The sequence below is a fragment of the Stenotrophomonas sp. 05L414_2 genome, assembly GCF_056397905.1.
The window spans coordinates 1-15,918 of record NZ_JBFTOJ010000178.1 but is presented as its reverse complement, the minus strand read 5'-3'; the positions used below and the strand labels follow the sequence as shown (position 1 = coordinate 15,918).

16 protein-coding genes and 1 pseudogene are annotated in these 15,918 nt (G+C 67.9%); 9 read left to right on the top strand and 8 right to left on the bottom strand.

Translation table 11 applies throughout. The features are described from left to right. The 5 genes from AC1DJN_RS18745 to AC1DJN_RS18725 form a co-directional block, all read right to left on the bottom strand. The coding region (locus tag AC1DJN_RS18745) for an AMP-binding protein (protein WP_478039746.1) at positions 1-708 on the bottom strand (708 nt) is incomplete at its 3' end. Then, the gene (locus AC1DJN_RS18740) at positions 705-1,898 is read right to left on the bottom strand and encodes an isochorismate synthase (protein WP_032975325.1); all 1,194 of its coding nucleotides are present in this window, start codon (positions 1,896-1,898) and stop codon (positions 705-707) included. The genes AC1DJN_RS18745 and AC1DJN_RS18740, both read right to left, overlap by 4 nt. Then, complete coding sequence (locus tag AC1DJN_RS18735) at positions 1,895-3,091, bottom strand: MFS transporter (protein WP_032975324.1); 1,197 nt, start codon at positions 3,089-3,091, stop codon at positions 1,895-1,897. Before AC1DJN_RS18735 ends, AC1DJN_RS18740 begins: the two co-directional genes overlap by 4 nt. A 152-nt stretch (positions 3,092-3,243) precedes the next feature. Then, entirely contained in the window at positions 3,244-3,573 is a 330-nt protein-coding gene (locus tag AC1DJN_RS18730) for a DUF3817 domain-containing protein (RefSeq protein WP_478039744.1), read from the bottom strand. 121 nt (positions 3,574-3,694) lie between these two features. Further along, positions 3,695-4,630 carry a TIGR03571 family LLM class oxidoreductase gene (locus AC1DJN_RS18725; RefSeq protein WP_032975323.1) on the bottom strand — a complete coding sequence of 312 codons (936 nt, stop codon included), beginning with the start codon at positions 4,628-4,630 and terminating at the stop codon, positions 3,695-3,697. A 54-nt stretch (positions 4,631-4,684) separates the two neighbouring features. Here AC1DJN_RS18725 and AC1DJN_RS18720 point away from each other — a divergent pair, with 54 nt between their 5' ends. From AC1DJN_RS18720 to AC1DJN_RS18700, 5 genes and pseudogenes are all read left to right on the top strand, one after another. Continuing rightward, on the top strand, positions 4,685-5,164 hold the full coding sequence (locus AC1DJN_RS18720) for a GNAT family N-acetyltransferase (RefSeq protein ID WP_032975322.1): 480 nt from the start codon (positions 4,685-4,687) through the stop codon (positions 5,162-5,164). A 99-nt stretch (positions 5,165-5,263) separates the two neighbouring features. Further along, positions 5,264-6,679 (top strand): annotated as a pseudogene (locus AC1DJN_RS18715) (thioredoxin family protein); the annotation flags it as partial. A 244-nt stretch (positions 6,680-6,923) separates the two neighbouring features. Beyond that, entirely contained in the window at positions 6,924-7,553 is a 630-nt protein-coding gene (locus AC1DJN_RS18710; RefSeq protein ID WP_032975320.1) for a superoxide dismutase, read from the top strand. Beyond that, complete coding sequence (locus tag AC1DJN_RS18705; protein ID WP_032975319.1) at positions 7,550-8,125, top strand: flavin reductase family protein; 576 nt, start codon at positions 7,550-7,552, stop codon at positions 8,123-8,125. Before AC1DJN_RS18710 ends, AC1DJN_RS18705 begins: the two co-directional genes overlap by 4 nt. Then, positions 8,125-8,463 (top strand): tetratricopeptide repeat protein, encoded by a 339-nt coding sequence (locus AC1DJN_RS18700; RefSeq protein WP_032975318.1) that lies wholly within the window; start codon positions 8,125-8,127, stop codon positions 8,461-8,463. Before AC1DJN_RS18705 ends, AC1DJN_RS18700 begins: the two co-directional genes overlap by 1 nt. A gap of 4 nt (positions 8,464-8,467) precedes the next feature. Here the strand turns inward: AC1DJN_RS18700 and AC1DJN_RS18695 are convergent, their stop codons facing one another. Together AC1DJN_RS18695 and AC1DJN_RS18690 are read right to left on the bottom strand one after the other, a co-directional pair. After that, a complete protein-coding gene (locus AC1DJN_RS18695) occupies positions 8,468-9,616 on the bottom strand; it encodes a fatty acid desaturase family protein (RefSeq protein ID WP_478039742.1) in 1,149 nt (382 codons plus the stop codon). A gap of 13 nt (positions 9,617-9,629) precedes the next feature. Then, positions 9,630-10,700 carry a ferredoxin reductase gene (locus AC1DJN_RS18690; protein ID WP_051584920.1) on the bottom strand — a complete coding sequence of 357 codons (1,071 nt, stop codon included), beginning with the start codon at positions 10,698-10,700 and terminating at the stop codon, positions 9,630-9,632. Positions 10,701-10,792: 92 nt separating this feature from the next. Between AC1DJN_RS18690 and fabR the strand changes: the two genes are divergently transcribed. The 3 genes from fabR (at position 10,793) to AC1DJN_RS18675 (ending at position 14,304) form a co-directional block, all read left to right on the top strand. After that, positions 10,793-11,449: an HTH-type transcriptional repressor FabR gene (gene fabR / locus AC1DJN_RS18685; RefSeq protein ID WP_025878574.1), complete on the top strand. Its 657-nt coding sequence runs from the start codon at positions 10,793-10,795 to the stop codon at positions 11,447-11,449. A 196-nt stretch (positions 11,450-11,645) separates the two neighbouring features. After that, positions 11,646-13,805: a TonB-dependent receptor plug domain-containing protein gene (locus AC1DJN_RS18680; RefSeq protein WP_478039740.1), complete on the top strand. Its 2,160-nt coding sequence runs from the start codon at positions 11,646-11,648 to the stop codon at positions 13,803-13,805. Further along, positions 13,795-14,304, top strand: coding sequence for a thioredoxin-like domain-containing protein (locus AC1DJN_RS18675; protein WP_478039737.1), 510 nt, complete (start codon positions 13,795-13,797; stop codon positions 14,302-14,304). The genes AC1DJN_RS18680 and AC1DJN_RS18675 overlap by 11 nt, the downstream gene beginning before the upstream one ends. Positions 14,305-14,337: 33 nt before the next feature. Here the strand turns inward: AC1DJN_RS18675 and mntR are convergent, their stop codons facing one another. Continuing rightward, complete coding sequence (gene mntR / locus AC1DJN_RS18670; protein WP_025878571.1) at positions 14,338-14,814, bottom strand: manganese-binding transcriptional regulator MntR; 477 nt, start codon at positions 14,812-14,814, stop codon at positions 14,338-14,340. Positions 14,815-14,931: 117 nt separating this feature from the next. On the opposite strand from mntR, the gene AC1DJN_RS18665 reads away from it, so the two are divergent. After that, a partial coding sequence (locus AC1DJN_RS18665; protein WP_478039735.1) for an Nramp family divalent metal transporter occupies positions 14,932-15,918 on the top strand: 987 nt, incomplete at its 3' end.

Sequence of the window (15,918 nt, the reverse complement as noted above, 5' to 3'; positions counted from 1 at the left end):
CAGGTACACGCTGTCGCGGTCGATCCCACAGATTTCGTTGCTGGCGCGGAACGAGTAGATGTAATCGTCGTGCGTGCGCGGAATGAGCTTTGACAGCCCGGTGCTGCCGCCGGAGATCTGCAGGAACGCCACCGACTGCGGATCGGGATCGGCCGGCAGCTGGCTGCGATCGCCCTGCAGCGATTCCAGCGCGACGAACTCGGCCGCATCGCCGTCGATCAGCACGTGGCGTACCGCCGGCACTTCCGCCTGCAGCGCGCGCGCCAGGCCACGATGATCGAATCCTTCATGGACATCGGTACTGATGTAGGCACTGGCCTCGGCCTTGCGCGCAAAGTGGGCCAGCTCGGTGATGCGATGTGCCGGCAGCGCGTACACCGGCACCAGCCCGGCGCGGAAYAGGCCACAGACCGTTGCGATGAAACCGGCCGTATTGCCCAGCTGCACCAGCACGCGCTCGCCGGGTTGCAGGCCCAGCGCCAGCAGCCCGGCGCCGATGCGCCCGGCCTCATGCCAGAGCTGCGCATAGCTCAGGCGCACATCGCCAGCCACCACCGCGATGTCATCGGCATGGCGCTCGGCGCGTTCGCGCAGGAAACCCGGGAAGGTTTCGCCACGCCAATGACCTGCGGCCCGATAGCGCGCGACCAGCGCTTCAGGCCATTGCTGCTGCAGTGGCAGGCGCGAATCAACGGTGGACGGCGTCATGCGGATACCTCGATCAGGGACAGCGGGTCCTGCACGCCCAATGCGTTCAGCAGGGCAGCAAACTTGGCGGCGGTTTCGGCCACTTCGGCCTCGGGCTGCGAGTCGGCGACGATGCCGGCGCCGGCATACAGGCGCAGCTGGGTGCCCTGCAGGCGCGCGCAGCGGATCGCCACATACCAGTCGCCGTCCCCCTGCGCATCGAGCCAGCCCACCGCACCGGCATAGAAACCGCGCGGCACCGGTTCCAGCGCACGGATGCGCTGCAGTGCCTGCAGCCGCGGGGTACCGCAGACGGCCGGGGTGGGATGCAGCTCGGCCAGCAGGGTCGCCGCCGACGTAGCAGCGTCCTTCAGCGTGGCGTGGATGCGCGTACCCAGATGCCACATGCTGGCGGTGGCGTGCAGCACCGGGCGTGGCTGCGCTTCGATATGGCTGCACCAGGGCGAGAGGCCATCGACAATGGCGTCGACCACATGCCGGTGTTCGTCATGATCCTTCGCCGATGCCAGCAACGCCTGCGCGGCGCGCTCGTCCGCAACCGGATCGGCACTGCGCCTGGCCGAACCGGCCAGCGGATGCGACAGCACCTGCGCCCCGCGTTTGCGCAGCAGCAGCTCCGGTGTCGCCCCCACCAGCCATGCCGGCGCCTGGCCAACGTCCACCGGCAGCGGCACGGCGTAGGTCGCCACCGAAGGATCGGTGCCGAGGCGGGCCAGCAGCATTTCCGGTGACAGCGCCTGCTGCGTGTGCGCCAACAGGCTGCGCGCCAGTACCACCTTGTGCAGCTCCGGGTCCGGCGCGCGCATCGCGCTGACCGCGTCGGCCACGGCCGCTGCATACGCCTGCGCCGAGGGCTCGGCAGTCAGCGCTCCGGACAGCGCCGGCGCCGCCTGCGACTGTACGGGCAATGCCGGCAGCAGGCGCTCGGGCTGGTACAACGCATCATCGGCGCGCGGCTCGAACGGCACCGCGCCGACCAGCAGGCCCGGCCCACCGCGCTGCTGCGCGAAGAACGTCGCCACGCGCTCGGCCAGCGTCGCCAGCGCACCGGTCGGCAAGGGTGCGCGGCAGCCGCGCGCGTGCATCTGCTGATCGGCCTGCCGCAGCAGGAACAGCGACGCTTCGGCGGTGGGCTCGGGCAGCATCGACGCAGCCTCCGGCCACGCGCCCTGCATCAGGGAATCGTTCATGGGGTCTCCTTCATCCGATACGCTGCTGCCAGCACGCACAGCACCAGCAGCAGCACGCCGACCAGCAGGTAAGGCAGGCTGGCGCCGCCGCGATACAACAGGGTGCCGAGCATCGGCCCGGCCACCATGCCCAGCCCCTGCGCCGCCGCGACGGTGCCGGCCGCCGCCCCCTGTTCGTGCGCCTGCACCGCGTCGGCGGCCAACGCCTGGAACGAGGGGAACACGAAGCCCATGCCGAACGCTGCAAGCGCGTAGGCCGCCGGCAACTGCCAGGTCTGCTGCACCGCCGCCACCGACGCAAAGCCGATGCCTGCGATCAGTGCGCCGAGGATGATCCAGCGCCGGGGATGCACGTCCAGTTTCATCACCAGCCCCTGCGCGAGGATCAGGCCCACGCCGACTGCAGTCAGTGCGATGCCGGCCATGCGTGCACCTTCGGCTGCATCCAGGCCGAAGCGATCGATGGCGAAGAAGCCGACCGTGACCTGGGCGATGGTCACCGACACCATCGCCACGAACGCGGCCATCTGCGGCAGGCGCAGCCGCCGGTCGAGGCGCGACAGTGGTACGCGGTTGCGGCTGTGTGCGGCTGCCACCGTCGGCGTGGCCGGCAGGCGCCAGGCCAGCAGGCCCAGCGCGAGCAGCGGCAACAGCGCAGCCACGTACAGCGCCAGCGGCAGGTTCTTGTAGGCAAGCCATCCGGCAGCAGCCGGACCCAGCACCATCCCCAGCGCGTTGGCGCTGCCCAGGCGGGCGAGGAATTTCGCACGTTGGCCGGTGGGTGCCTTGTCGGCGATCAGCGCGGCAGCGGTCGGCGGCACAGCCGCGTAGAACAGGCCGATCAGGCCACGCGCACCGACCAGCACCAGCACCGAGACCAGCATCGGCGGTATTGTCTGCAGCGCGACATCGATGAACACCGCCAGCGCGATGTAGACCACGGTGTAGGCACTCATCGCCAGCATCAGCACGCGCTTGCGGCCGATGCGGTCGCTGAGCTGGCCCCACGGGCGCGCGGCCAGCATCCACAACACGCCTGCGGCCGTGACCGATAGACCGGCATGCCATTCGGACAGGCCCAGCAGGCGGACCACCGGGCCGATGACGGCGACGAAGGACATCATCGCCATGGTGCCGATCAGGGCAGCCAACACCAGCGCCGGCAAGCCGGGAACCACGGGACGTGAATGCATGGAACACCAACCGTAACCAGGGAGGGAACGCCGGGCGCATCCGCACCCCGCGCGACGTCGCCCTGTCAGGCGGCGACGTCATCCTTAAATGATAACGGCTCGCATTTGCATTTGATACCCATTCGCTTGACGGGCACGCACCTGCGGGTGCATCACTGCCCTGCGCGTACCGACAGCAGGCCGCGACGCTTGAACCACCACTCCAGCGRCAGGGTCACCAGCGGCGGAACCGCAGCCAGCAACGCCAGCCCCGTTGCCCACCATGGCCAGCGCAGGCGCAGCGCCGCAAACAGAGTCACCGCCACGTAGACCAGGAACGCCACGCCATGCAGCGGCCCGAACAGCTTCACCAGCGCGACGTTGGCCTGCGGGCCGTACTTGAGCCACATGCCGGCCAGCAGACCGGCCCAGGTGATGGCCTCGATGAAGGCGACGACGGCGAAAAGGCGCCCGGTCGGGTGCAGCGGGTTACGGTGGGTCACGCAGGGCTCCAGCGCTGGATATCAAATGCGAATGATACGCAGATGCGAACGATCCGAACACCGAGGGTAGCGCCGGGCCATGCCCGGCGAACGGTAGAGCTCTGTCCACCAAGGTGGACACCTACCGACGCGTATCGGGCAGGACGTGCTCGCCGATCTCGCCCAGTACGTCGTCCACCGGTCGGCCGTTGTCCACCAGGTTGAACATCACATGCGCCACACCCTGCGCGTGTACGCGTTGCAGGTACCCCCGCAGCCCATCGCGGCCCACCTTCAGGCCCAGCGGCAGCGGCTCCGCCGGCGCAGTTGGATCGGCCTGCAGGTCCAGCAGCATCGACTGCACGAATGGCTTGGGCGCGCCTCCGCTCTGGGCCAGCGCCTGCTGCCACAGACCGATGCGCCCTTCCTGCGCGGTCTCTTCGCGGTGATAGGTCGCCCAGCCTTCGGCCTCGCGTGCGATCCACTGCAGGCTTTGCCGCGCGGTACCGACCACCAGCATCGGAATGCGCCTTGCCGGCGCGGGAAGTACGTCGTATCCACCGGTTGCCTGCAACACCGGCGCGCGCTCGGAGGGTTCGGAGGACAGCGCCGCACGCAGCAGCGACCAGCGCTCGCGGAAGGTGCCCGCCCTGCCCTGTAGGTCCTCGCCGAAGGCCGCGAACTCTTCTGGTCGATCACCCGAGCCCAGCCCCAGCACGAAGCGTCCACCGCTGATCCGGTCCAGCGTCAGCGCCGATTTCGCCACCTGCAGCGGTTGCCGCAACGGCAGCACGATGGCCGCAGTGCCGATCACGATGCGTTCGGTCGCCGCGGCCAGCATGCCCAACCACAGGAACGGATCATCCAGCGCACTGGCGGTCGCATCCGGCCCCTGCGGCACCATCAGCGGCACATCGCGGGTCCACAGCGCAGCAAAGCCCAGATCGTCGGCCAGCCGCGCGACGCGGCACGCCTCCAGTGGATCGGCCAGGCCGCGCGCGGCCACCGGCGTCATCAGGCCAAGGCTCAAGCCCTGCTCTGGAAACAGACGTGCATGGGCAGGATTGAAATCAGTCATGCCGCCAGCTTAGCGTGGGGCATTGATGGCGTCCCACAACAGGAAGTACAGCGCATGCCCAGGATCCGTCCCGCCCACGTCGATGACCTGCCCGCGATCAGCGCGGTGTGCATGGCGGCCTTCAATGCAGCCGTTGCGCCCATGCTTACCGCCGAGGGCATCGCCACCTTCGGCAACGTGGCCGCAGCCAGCGCCTTCGCCGAGCGCCTGCAGGGTGACAACCACATCCTGGTGGCCGAACAGGAGGGCCGTGTGGTCGGCGTGGTGGAACTGAAGGCGGGCCAGCACCTGGCGATGCTGTTCGTCGCGCCGGAGCTGCAGGGGCAAGGCATCGGTCGTGCCCTGCTGCAGGCGGTGCTGCCGCAGGTACGCGGCCCGCAGATGACCGTGCGCGCCTCGCTCAACGCGGTGCCGGCGTACGAACACTATGGGTTCGTGCTGGATGGCGACGTCGGCGAGTACCACGGCCTGATCTACCAGCCGTTGGTGTTGGCGGTGTCCGCTGCGGTGGCTGCGCCCCCTGGTCCGCACTGATACCCAGCCCACATGCCGTGCAGCGCGTGCGACATAAGCAAACTGCATCAGCCAGCACCCCGACCGTTCCTACAATGGCCCACCACCCTGTCCTTCGAGATGCTGCCGATGCGCGTCGCGCTTTCCCTGTTGCTGCTGGCCTCGGCCCTGAGCGCCTGCTCCCCCGCGTCCGCGCCGGTACCGACGGCGAAGGCGGCATCGACCGCCCCGGCCTCCGCCATCGCCTGGCGCCAGGGCGACGTGGATGATGCCTTCAACGAAGCCGCCGAGAGTGGCAAGCCGGTGCTGCTGTACTGGGGCGCGGTGTGGTGCCCGCCGTGCAACCAGCTCAAGGCGGGGCTGTTCAAGGATCCGGCCTTCATCGCACTGACCGGCAAATTCGTGCCGGTCTACCTGGACGGCGACGAAGAAGGCGCGCAGGCATGGGGCGAACGCTTCGGCGTGCGCGGCTATCCGACCCTGATCGTGCTCGACCCGCAGCGCAACGAAATCACCCGCGTGGCCGGCGGCAACGACGCGGCCGAACTGACCCGGGCCCTGACCGTCGCCGCCAGCCGCCGCAGCGCCGTTGCTGAAACGCTCGCGACCGCGCTGGCAACGCCGGCCACGCTCGGCGCCGAAGACTGGCAGGTACTGGGCGATTACGGCTGGGAGGTGGATGCCAACCGCCTGGCTGGCAAGCGCAGCGCCCAGGACGTGCTGCAGCAGCTGGCCAAGGCCGCACCCGAGCCTGCGCTGCAGCGTCGCTTCGCGCTGCTCGCCTTGGCTACCGCCGAGAAACCGACGGCAGCGCCCACCCAGGTACGCGAACTGTTGCAGGCGGTGCTGGCACAACCGGCGGAGGTACGTCGCAACCGCGAGTTGCTGGGGTATGCCGGCGCCGGGCTGGTCAAGCAGGCCAGCGCCGGTCCGRCCAGCAGCAATGCCCTCGGCCAGCAGTTGCTGGTCGCGCTGGAACGTGCCGACGCCGCGCGTGGTGATCGCGCAGACGATGCCTTGTCACGTGCGTTGACCGAGTTGGCGCTGGCACGCCAGCAGCAGCCTGAAGGCCCGCTGCCGGCAGCACTGGTGCAGCGCGTAAAGCAGCGCGTGGCCGCCGCAGATGCCGCAGCCACCGATGCACACGCGCGCCAGGCCACCATCAGCAGTGCCGTCTACGCGCTGCGCCAGGTCGATGATGATGCAGGCGCCGAGGCCTTGCTGCTGGCAGAGCTGAAGCGCAGCGAGCAGCCTTATTACTACATGCCGGAGCTGGCCGAACTGGCCGAGCAGCGTGGTGAYACCGCCGGCGCCCTGGAATGGCTGAMGCGTGCCTACGAAGGCGCGCAGGGCCCTGCCACGCGCGTGCAGTGGGGCGTGCTGTACGTGGAAGGCCTGCTGCGGCTGGCACCCGATGATGCACCGCGTATCGAGCAGGCCACCGAGGCCTTGATCGCCGAGCTGGACAAGCAGCCGTCCGGCTACCACCAGCGCACGCGCCAGCGCTTCGAACGGCTGGCCGGGTGCGTGGCTGCCGGCCAGCGGCCGGCACTACCCTGCTGCTTCTGCTCTCGCCTTTGACGTCGCCTCCGCGCCGGCGCGTGGACCTGTCCTGCGTGGGCGGACCTGCATGTGCCCATCCGCCCACGGGATCCCGGGACAGTCAACGCGCCGACAGCGCCCTCTTTTCAACCACCCCGCTTGACCTCAACCAATGTTGAGGTGCGATAACAGTCTCCCCACGGCCATACCCCTGGCCTTCCCCACGGAGACTGTCTCGATGCCGTACTCGCTTCCCGCCCTCCCCTATGCCTACGACGCCCTCGAGCCGCACTTCGATGCGCGCACGATGGAAATCCATCACAGCAAGCATCACCAGGCCTACGTCAACAACCTCAATGCCGCGCTGGAACAGGCGGGCCTGCCGGCACAGCCGGTGGAAACCCTGATCGCCGACCTCGACGCCCTGCCCGAATCGATCCGCGGTGCAGTGCGCAACAACGGCGGCGGCCACGCCAACCACAGCCTGTTCTGGACCGTGCTCAGCGCCAATGGCGGCACCGCCGACGAAGAGCTTGCCGCGGCCATCGATCGCGACCTCGGTGGCTACGACGCCTTCAAGGAGGCTTTCAGCAAAGCGGCGCAGACCCGTTTCGGCAGCGGCTGGGCGTGGCTCACCGTCGATCACCAGGGCCGCCTGCAGGTCGAAAGCACCGCCAACCAGGACAGCCCGCTGATGGGCGTGGCGGCTGGCGCCTCCGGCAACACCCCGATCCTTGCCCTGGATGTCTGGGAGCACGCCTACTACCTGCATTACCAGAACCGTCGCCCGGACTACATCGGCGCGTTCTTCAACCTCACCAACTGGGCCGAGGTCGGCCGGCGCTACCGCCAGGCCAGGGCCGCATGAACGCGGACTCCGGTGCATACGCCGGGCCGTGGGCGGGGGTGTTCCCCGCTCCGGCACCGGTGCCATCGGTCAGCCTGCCACCACGTGCGCTGCGGCGGTTGCTCGGCCATTTCCCTACCGGCGTGGCGATCGTCTGCGCCCGCGACGCACAGGGAAAACCGCAGGGGCTGACCATCAACTCGTTCGTGCCGATCTCGCTGCAGCCGCCACTGGTGCTGTGGAACCTCGCCCTGCATGCGCAGAGCCTGTCCACGTTCCAGCGCGCCACCCGCTTCGCGATCAGCGTGCTCGGCGCTGGCCAGGAAGCCCTGGCGCGCCGGTTCGCCGATCCGCAGGTGCGCCATCGATTCACCGATGTGCCCTTGCTGGACGACGGCGAAGATGCGCCACCGCGTATCGCCGGTGCCGTGGTCCACCTCACCTGCACCCGCCACGCGCAGTGGCCGGTCGGCGATCACCTGTTGCTGGCCGGGCGCATTGTCGATGTGCAGGAAGCAGGCGGTGCACCACTGCTGTTCCATCGCGGCCGCTTCCAGGCGGGACCGGTGGAAACCCTGCTGGAGGTGCGCTGATGGACATCGAAACGCTGGAGAGGATGCTTGCCGCCGGCAAGGACAGCGCACTGCTGCGCTTCGGCCTGGGCAAGAGCTGGCTGGATGCCGGCGACCCGGTGCGCGCAGCCACCCATCTGGGCCGCTGCGTGGTGCTGGACCCGCACTATTCGGCGGCGTGGAAGCTGCTGGGCAAGGCCTGGCTGGCTGGTGGCCAGCCGCAGGCGGCGCGCGAAGCGTGGCAGCGCGGGCTCAGCGTGGCCGGCAGCAAGGGCGACCAGCAGGCCCGCAAGGAAATGCAGGTGTTCCTGCGCAGGCTCGATCGCGATTCACCTGCGCTGTTGGCGAAGGCCGGGTGAAGACTCAGCCGGCGTTGGCCGACGCCGGTGCCGGCATGATGTCCGGCATCGGCAGGCGGCGCGGCTTGCTCGGGAACGCGTGGCGCAGGATGCGCCAGACCACCTGGGTGAACTGCCGCGGCAGCGAGCCGTTGTTGTAGTGCTGGCCGTAGCGCCGGCAGATTTCCTTCACTTCCTTGGCGATGGCCGCATAGCGGTTTGCCGGCAGGTCCGGGTAGAAGTGGTGCTCGATCTGGTGGCTGAGGTTGCCCGACAGCACGTTGATCACGAAACCACCGCTGATGTTGGACGAACCGCGCAGCTGGCGCAGGTACCAGTGGCCACGCGATTCATTGCGCAGGCATTCCTTCGGGAAGGTTTCCGATTCGGYGRTGAAGTGGCCGCAGAAGATGATCACGTAGGTCCAGATGTTGCGCAGGCCGTTGGCCACCATGTTGCCCAGCATCACCGGCAGGAAGAACGGACCGGCCAGCAGCGGGAAGAAMACGTAGTCCTTCAGCACCTGGCGGATCATCTTGCGGGCCACCGGACGAGTCTGCAGCCACATCGCACGGCTGCTGATGCGGCCCTTGAACCAGCGCCCCAGGCGCAGGTCCTGCGCCGCCACGCCCCACTGGAACAGCAGCGCGAAGATCGGTGCGATGATCGGCTGCAGCAGGTAGAACGGCTTCCAGCGCTGTTCCGGGAAGATGCGCAGCAGGCCATAGCCGATGTCATCGTCCATGCCACGCACGTTGGTGTAGGTGTGGTGGCGGAAATTGTGGGTCTTGCGCCAGTTGTCGGCGGTGGCAACGATGTCCCATTCGTAGGTGTTGCCGTTGAGCTTGGGATCGCCGGTCCAGTCGTACTGGCCGTGCATCACGTTGTGGCCCAGTTCCATGTTTTCCAGGATCTTGGCCAGCGCCAGCAGCAGCGTGCCGGCGATGCAGGCCGGCCACAGCAGCGGCGCCCAGAACAACGGAGAGAACGCACCCAGGAACAGCAGGCTGCGGCCGAGCACGCCGGACCAGCGCACAGCCGCTGCGACGCGGCGGATGTAACGGGTGTCGGAGGCGCCGAGGCTGCCGATCACACGGTCGCGGATCGCATCGAGTTCCTCACCAAACGTCTGCATCTCGGCAGGGCTCAGGGCACGGTCGGTAGCGCGGGTCATGGCAGCGGAGTCCTCAGAGATCCAGGGTCAGGTCGGTGGTCGGCGCGCTCACGCAGATCCGCACCGGCACGGCCGTTTCGGACTGGGTATCGCCGGTGCGCAGGTGGCGGGTGGTGCCACTGACGCGTTCACAGGTACAGCTGTTGCAGATGCCCATGCGGCAGCCGTGCTTGGGCGCGATGCCCTGCGCCTCCAGGCTTTCCAGCAGCGAGCGGCCACGCGGCACGATCAGCCGCCGGCCGCTGCGGGCCAGGGTCAATGCGACCTCACCCAGGCTGTCGGCATCACTGAGTGCCGCAGGTGGCGTAAAGGCTTCAGCCTGGAAACCGGCCACCTGCTGCGCCAGGCGCGTGCGCGCAGCGGCAACGAAGCCATCCGGGCCACAGGCCAGCACATGGCGCTGCGCCAGCGGGGTGTCGTCACCGGCAACGGCCAACGTGTGGCTGTCGATGCGCGCGGCCGGCACCTCGCCTTCGCGGGTGGTCAGCAGATGCACGCGCAGGTTCGGGTTCGCTGCGGCCAGCGCCTGCAGCTCATCACGGAACTGGAACGCCGCGGCGCTGCGCTCCCAGTAGAACAGGTCGACCGGCGCCGCCAGCGGGCGCTGGCAGGCGTCGCGCAGCAGGCTGCGCATGGGCGTGATGCCGCTGCCGGCGGCCAGTAGAAGCACCGGCGCTGCGGCAGGCATGTGGAAATCACCGAAGGCCGCATCCAGCCGGAACAGGTCGCCCGGCTTGGCATGCGCGACCAGATGCTGGCTGACCTTGCCGCCTTCCACCGCCTTGACGGTAATGGCCAGCTCACGACGGCCCAGGCGGGTCGGGCTGTAGCTGCGGCGCAATACACGCCCCTCAAGCTCGACGCCCAGGGTGACGTGCTGGCCGGCGCGCATCCCGGCCCAGTGCCGGTTGCAGCGCAGGACCAGGGTGGCGGCGCCCTCGCCGGCCGGCTCGCGCCGTACCAGGCGGGCCATCGGCTCACGCAGGGTCCACAACGGATTCAGCTGGCCCGCCCAGAAGTCGAACAGCGACGGCGACAGCCAGCGGTACGGGGAAAACAGGGAAGGACGGACGACAGCGCTCATGGATGCACTATACGGCCGCACACACAGCTGTGTATACATGTGTATATTGCACCGGATTGGGTATGATTCAGCCTTGCCCCTCCGGAAGTACCATGGCCGCCGCCACCGTTCTGTCTCCGCCTGAAGATGCCAGCAGCCCGGCCCGCCGTACGGTGAGCCGCGAAGATCTGCTGGCCGCCGCGTTGAAACTGATCGGCCCGCATCGCAGCCTCTCCACCCTCAGCCTGCGCGAAGTCGCGCGCGAGGCGGGCATCGCACCCAACAGCTTCTACCGCCAGTTCCGCGACATGGACGAACTGGCCGTCGCCTTGATCGACGTGGCTGGGCGCTCGCTGCGCACCATCATTGGTGAAGCCCGCCAGCGCGCTACGTCCAGCGCCACCAGCGTGGTACGCGTGTCGGTGGAAACCTTCATGGAACAGCTGCGTGCCGACGACAAGCTGCTGCACGTACTGTTACGCGAAGGCGCGGTCGGCTCGGACGATTTCAAGCACGCGGTCGAACGCGAACTGCACTACTTCGAAGAAGAACTGCAGCATGACCTGGTGCGCCTGGCCGCACTGGATGGCGCAGTGCTCTACAAGCCGGAACTGGTGTCGATGGCGATCACCCGGCTGGTGTTTGCGATGGGCGCTTCGGCCATGGACCAGCCCCCTGAGAACGATCCGGAACTGGTCGAACAGATCTCCACGATGATCCGCATGATCATCGTCGGCGCGCGCACTCCCGCCGCCTTCCGCCGCGGCTGACCGCTTCCGGTGCATGACCACCGGCACACGCGCGTGCGCATTATGTAATGTTATAACAATTACGTTCGAGTAAAGGCCACGGTTTACGCACGCGCCGAGACCCTGATATAGCAATTGCTATGTTGATGACCATCTGCTTTCATGTGCGCCAGCCAGGTCGCCCTCGCCGCCCTCCCTCCCCAAGGACGACGCCCTCATGCGCATTGCTGCCTCCCTTCTCCGCCGGCTGCCGCTGGCTGCCGGTATTGCCGCCGCCCTGCCGGTGACCGCATTCGCCGCACCGCCTTCGCCTACCGAGCTGGACCGCGTGCAGGTGAAAGTCAGCACGGCCACCCGCAGCGAACGCCTGCTGTCGGACGTGCCGATCCGCACCGAGGTACTGCGCAAGGAGGACATCGCCCTGCGCGCGGCCACCGACTTCTCCCGCGCGGTCGAGCTGATCAACGGCCTGCGGGTGGAGAGCAACTGCCAGAACTGCAACACCAGCGAAGTGCAGCTGCTGGGCCTTCCCGGTGCCTACAACCAGCTGCTGTTCGATGGCATTCCACTGTTGTCCACGCTGGGCAGTGTGTATGGGCTGGAACAGATTCCCGCCGGCTTCGTCGACCGCATCGAAGTGGTCAAGGGCGGTGGTTCGTCGCTGTACGGGCCGGGCGCCGTAGCCGGTGTCATCAATCTGGTTCCGCCGCTGCCGGCACGCAGCGGCGGCCATGTGCAGGCGGGCGTGGATGTTCTGAAGGGCACGCCGCAGAAGAACGCCGACGTGCGCCTGGATCTGGTCGCCAGCGAAGCCGACGCGGGACTGTCGGTGATCGCCCAGCGCAACTGGAACAGCGGCATCGACTACAACGGCGACGGCTATACCGAGATCACCCGCAAGAACCTCAAGGTCGGTGGCCTGCAGGCCTGGTATGCGCCCACTCCGGGCACGCGCCTGCGGTTGGACCTGCAGGTGACCGATGAGAGCCGTCGCGGTGGCAACCGCCTGGACCAGCCCGAACACCTGGCCAACATCGCCGAATCGCTGGACACGAACTACCGCCGCGGCAGCCTGTCATGGGACCAGGAGGTAAGCGGCGACGTCGACTTCCGCCTGGCGTATGCCTTCGCCGACATCGACCGCGACAGCTTCTATGGCGGACTCGGCGACGTGGTCACCGATCCGTCCGCACCCGGCTACGATCCTTCGCAACTGGACCCGAACGTACCGGGCAGCGCCGCATCACGCTCATGGCGCCAGTACGGTCGCACCCACAACCCGCTGCACTACATCGACAGCCAGTTGAACTGGCGGCTGGGTGCACACACGCTGGCGTTCGGCGTTCAGTACAAGCATGAGGGCCTGCGTGACGACAATCGCGATGGTGCCGGCCAGCGCCTGGCCGTGCTCGAGGATGCAACCTTCCACAACCTCGGCGCGTTCGTGCAGGACGAATGGAGCGTACGCGAGGACGTCGACCTGGTGCTGGGCGCGCGCGTGGACAAGAGTTCGGAACTGGACAGCGCCGTGTTCTCACCGCGTATCGCCCTGGCCTGGCAGGCCACGCCACGGCTGAAATGGCGAGCGGGCATCGCCACCGGCTTCCGTGCGCCGGAAATCTTCGTCGAGGATGTCCACGTCGATACCCTCGGCGGCGAGCAGGTGCGCGTGCGCAACACCCGTGGCCTGAAGGAGGAGCGCGCGCTGACCACCCTGTTCGGGTTCGACKGGCGCTCCGACCCGGCCGACCCGGTATGGAGCTGGGATGCCACCGCGTCCTACGCACGCATCCGCGATACCTTCGCGCTGGGCGAGATCCAGCGCGGCGATGATGGCCAGCTGACGCAGCTGCGCTACAACGCCTCCGGCTCGAACGTGCTGGGCGTGGAAACCAACCTCGGCTGGCAGCCCTCCCCGCAGTGGCGGCTGACTGCCGGCGCATCGTGGTACCGCTCGCAGTTCCGCGAGCCGCAGCGCATCTTCGACGACACCGCCGACGGCGGCGTCACCGTCATCGACAGCCGCGACTATCTGAAAACCCCGCGCTGGACCGGCCTGGCCCAACTCAGCTGGATGCCGGCCGAGCCCTGGGAGACGTTCCTGGCGCTGCGCCACACCGGATCGATGCCGGTGCTCAACAACCGGCTGGGCGAGCTGCATCGCACCCGCGCCTTCCTGGTCACCGACCTGGGCGCGCGCTGRCATCGCCATCTGGGTGCGCAGGCACAGCAGGAAGTGTCGGTGGCGGCGGRGGTCAAGAACGTGTTCGACCAGCGGCAGAAGGATCTGGAAAGCGGCGCGCTGCGCGACAGCGATTACGTGTACGGTCCTCGCTTCGCCCGCTCGTGGTACGTCAACCTGCGCTATGCGTTCTAGCTGGCTGCCCGCGCTGTTGCTGGCACTGGCATGGCCGGCAGTGGCTGCCGACCTGCATGCGCAGGTCTCCGCCTCGCTGATGCGGCCCGAGCCACGTGCCCTGCGCCCGATGCAGTGGTCGCCACCGCCAACGCTGATCGCGCTGTACTTCGGCGCCGACTGGTGCGCGCCCTGCCACGCTTTCGTGCCGACCCTGCGCGGCGTGCGCGACGCGCTGCGCGAGGCCGGCGCCGATACCGAAGTGGTGTATGTCAGCCTGGATGAAAGCGAGGCGGCGTTGCGGCGCTACATGCACCTGCAGCAGATGCCGTGGCCGGTGCTGGACCCGCGTCGTGCGCAGCGCATGCCAGCGCTGCAGGCATTGGCGGGCCCGGCCCCGCCCAACCTGGTGCTGATCGATGCGCAGGGCACGGTGCTGGCCAATGGTTGGCAGGGGCGCCATTACCGCGGGCTGCAACCGGTATTGCAGGCGCCGGGCCATGCCCGGCGAAATGCGTGAGGGGGCAACGCGTCCGCCGGGCATGGCCCGGCGCTACCGTTCGGCGGAACCGCCCTCGGCCTTGCGCACGAATGCGTCGAACAGCGCCAGTGTCTGTTCGCTGACGTGGTGCTCGATGCCCTCGGCATCACGTCGCGCGGTATCCGGGTCCACGCCCAGCGCCAGCAGGAAGCGCTCCACGGTCTGGTGGCGTTGGCGGCTGGCATGGGCCAGCGCCTCGCCCTCCGGGGTCAGGAACACGCCGCGGTACGGGCGCTGCACCACCCAGCCATCGCGGGCCAGCCGGCGCAGCATCTTCGCCACGGTCGGCTGGGCCACACCGAGGCGGGTGGCGATGTCGACCTGGCGGGCCTCGCCGCCGTCGGCCAGCAGGTCGGAGATCAGCTCGACATAATCCTCCACCAGCTCCATCCGGTGTGCTTCGCGCACTTGCCGGAAGCTCTCGACCTGGCGCTCGGCCTCGATCAAGGGGGTGCTTTTCAGCGATGTCGAATCGTCCGTCTTGCCCACGCGTGTGCCTGTCCTGCAGTTGTCATCCGGGTGCGAACCTGAATTCTGGACCAGTGACGCAGTAAAGACGATTGTTTCACATTGCTATGCGATATAGCAGTGGCTATATTGGCAGCCATGAACACTGTCGCGCCCACCGACTCTCCGGCCTCCACCGCGGCCAGCCTGGGTGCGCTCAACGCGTCGATCGCCGTACCCGAAAAGGGCCACTGGTGGTTCCGGCTGCTGGCCTTCCTGGGCCCCGGCTACATGGTGTCGGTGGGTTACATGGATCCGGGCAACTGGGCGACCGATCTCGCAGGTGGCTCACGCTTCGGCTATCTGCTGCTGTCGGTCATCCTGATCTCCAACCTGATGGCGGTGATCCTGCAGGCGCTGTCGGCACGGCTGGGCATCGCCACCGGCATGGACCTGGCGCAGGCCTGCCGTGCGCGCTACCCCAAGCCGGTGAACCTGGCGCTATGGGCGTTGTGCGAAGCGGCGATCATCGCCTGCGACCTGGCCGAAGTGATCGGCACGGCCATCGCGCTGAAACTGTTGTTCGATCTGCCGCTGCTGTGGGGCGCGGTGATCACCGCGCTGGACACGCTGCTGGTGCTGCTGTTGATGAACCGCGGTTTCCGCGCGCTGGAAGCCTTCGTGATCGCACTGCTGCTGGTGATCTTCGGCTGCTTCATGGTGCAGATCGCGCTGGCCGCGCCGCCGGTGATGCAGGTGCTGGGCGGTTTCATTCCGCGCGCGCAGGTGGTCACCGATCCGCATGCGCTGTACATCGCCATCGGCATCATCGGTGCAACGGTGATGCCGCACAACCTGTACCTGCATTCTTCCATCGTGCAGACCCGTGCCTATCCACGCACCGATGAAGGCCGTCGCAGCGCGCTGCGCTGGGCGGTGACCGACAGCACCTTTGCCTTGACCCTGGCGCTGTTCATCAACGCCAGCATCCTGATCCTGGCGGCGGCGGTATTCCATGCCAACGGCCGCTTCGATGTGGAAGACATCGAGCAGGCGCACCAGTTGCTGGCACCGATGCTGGGCGTCGRCCTGGCCTCGACATTGTTCGCAGTGGCACTGCTTGCTTCCGGCTTGAACTCCACGGTG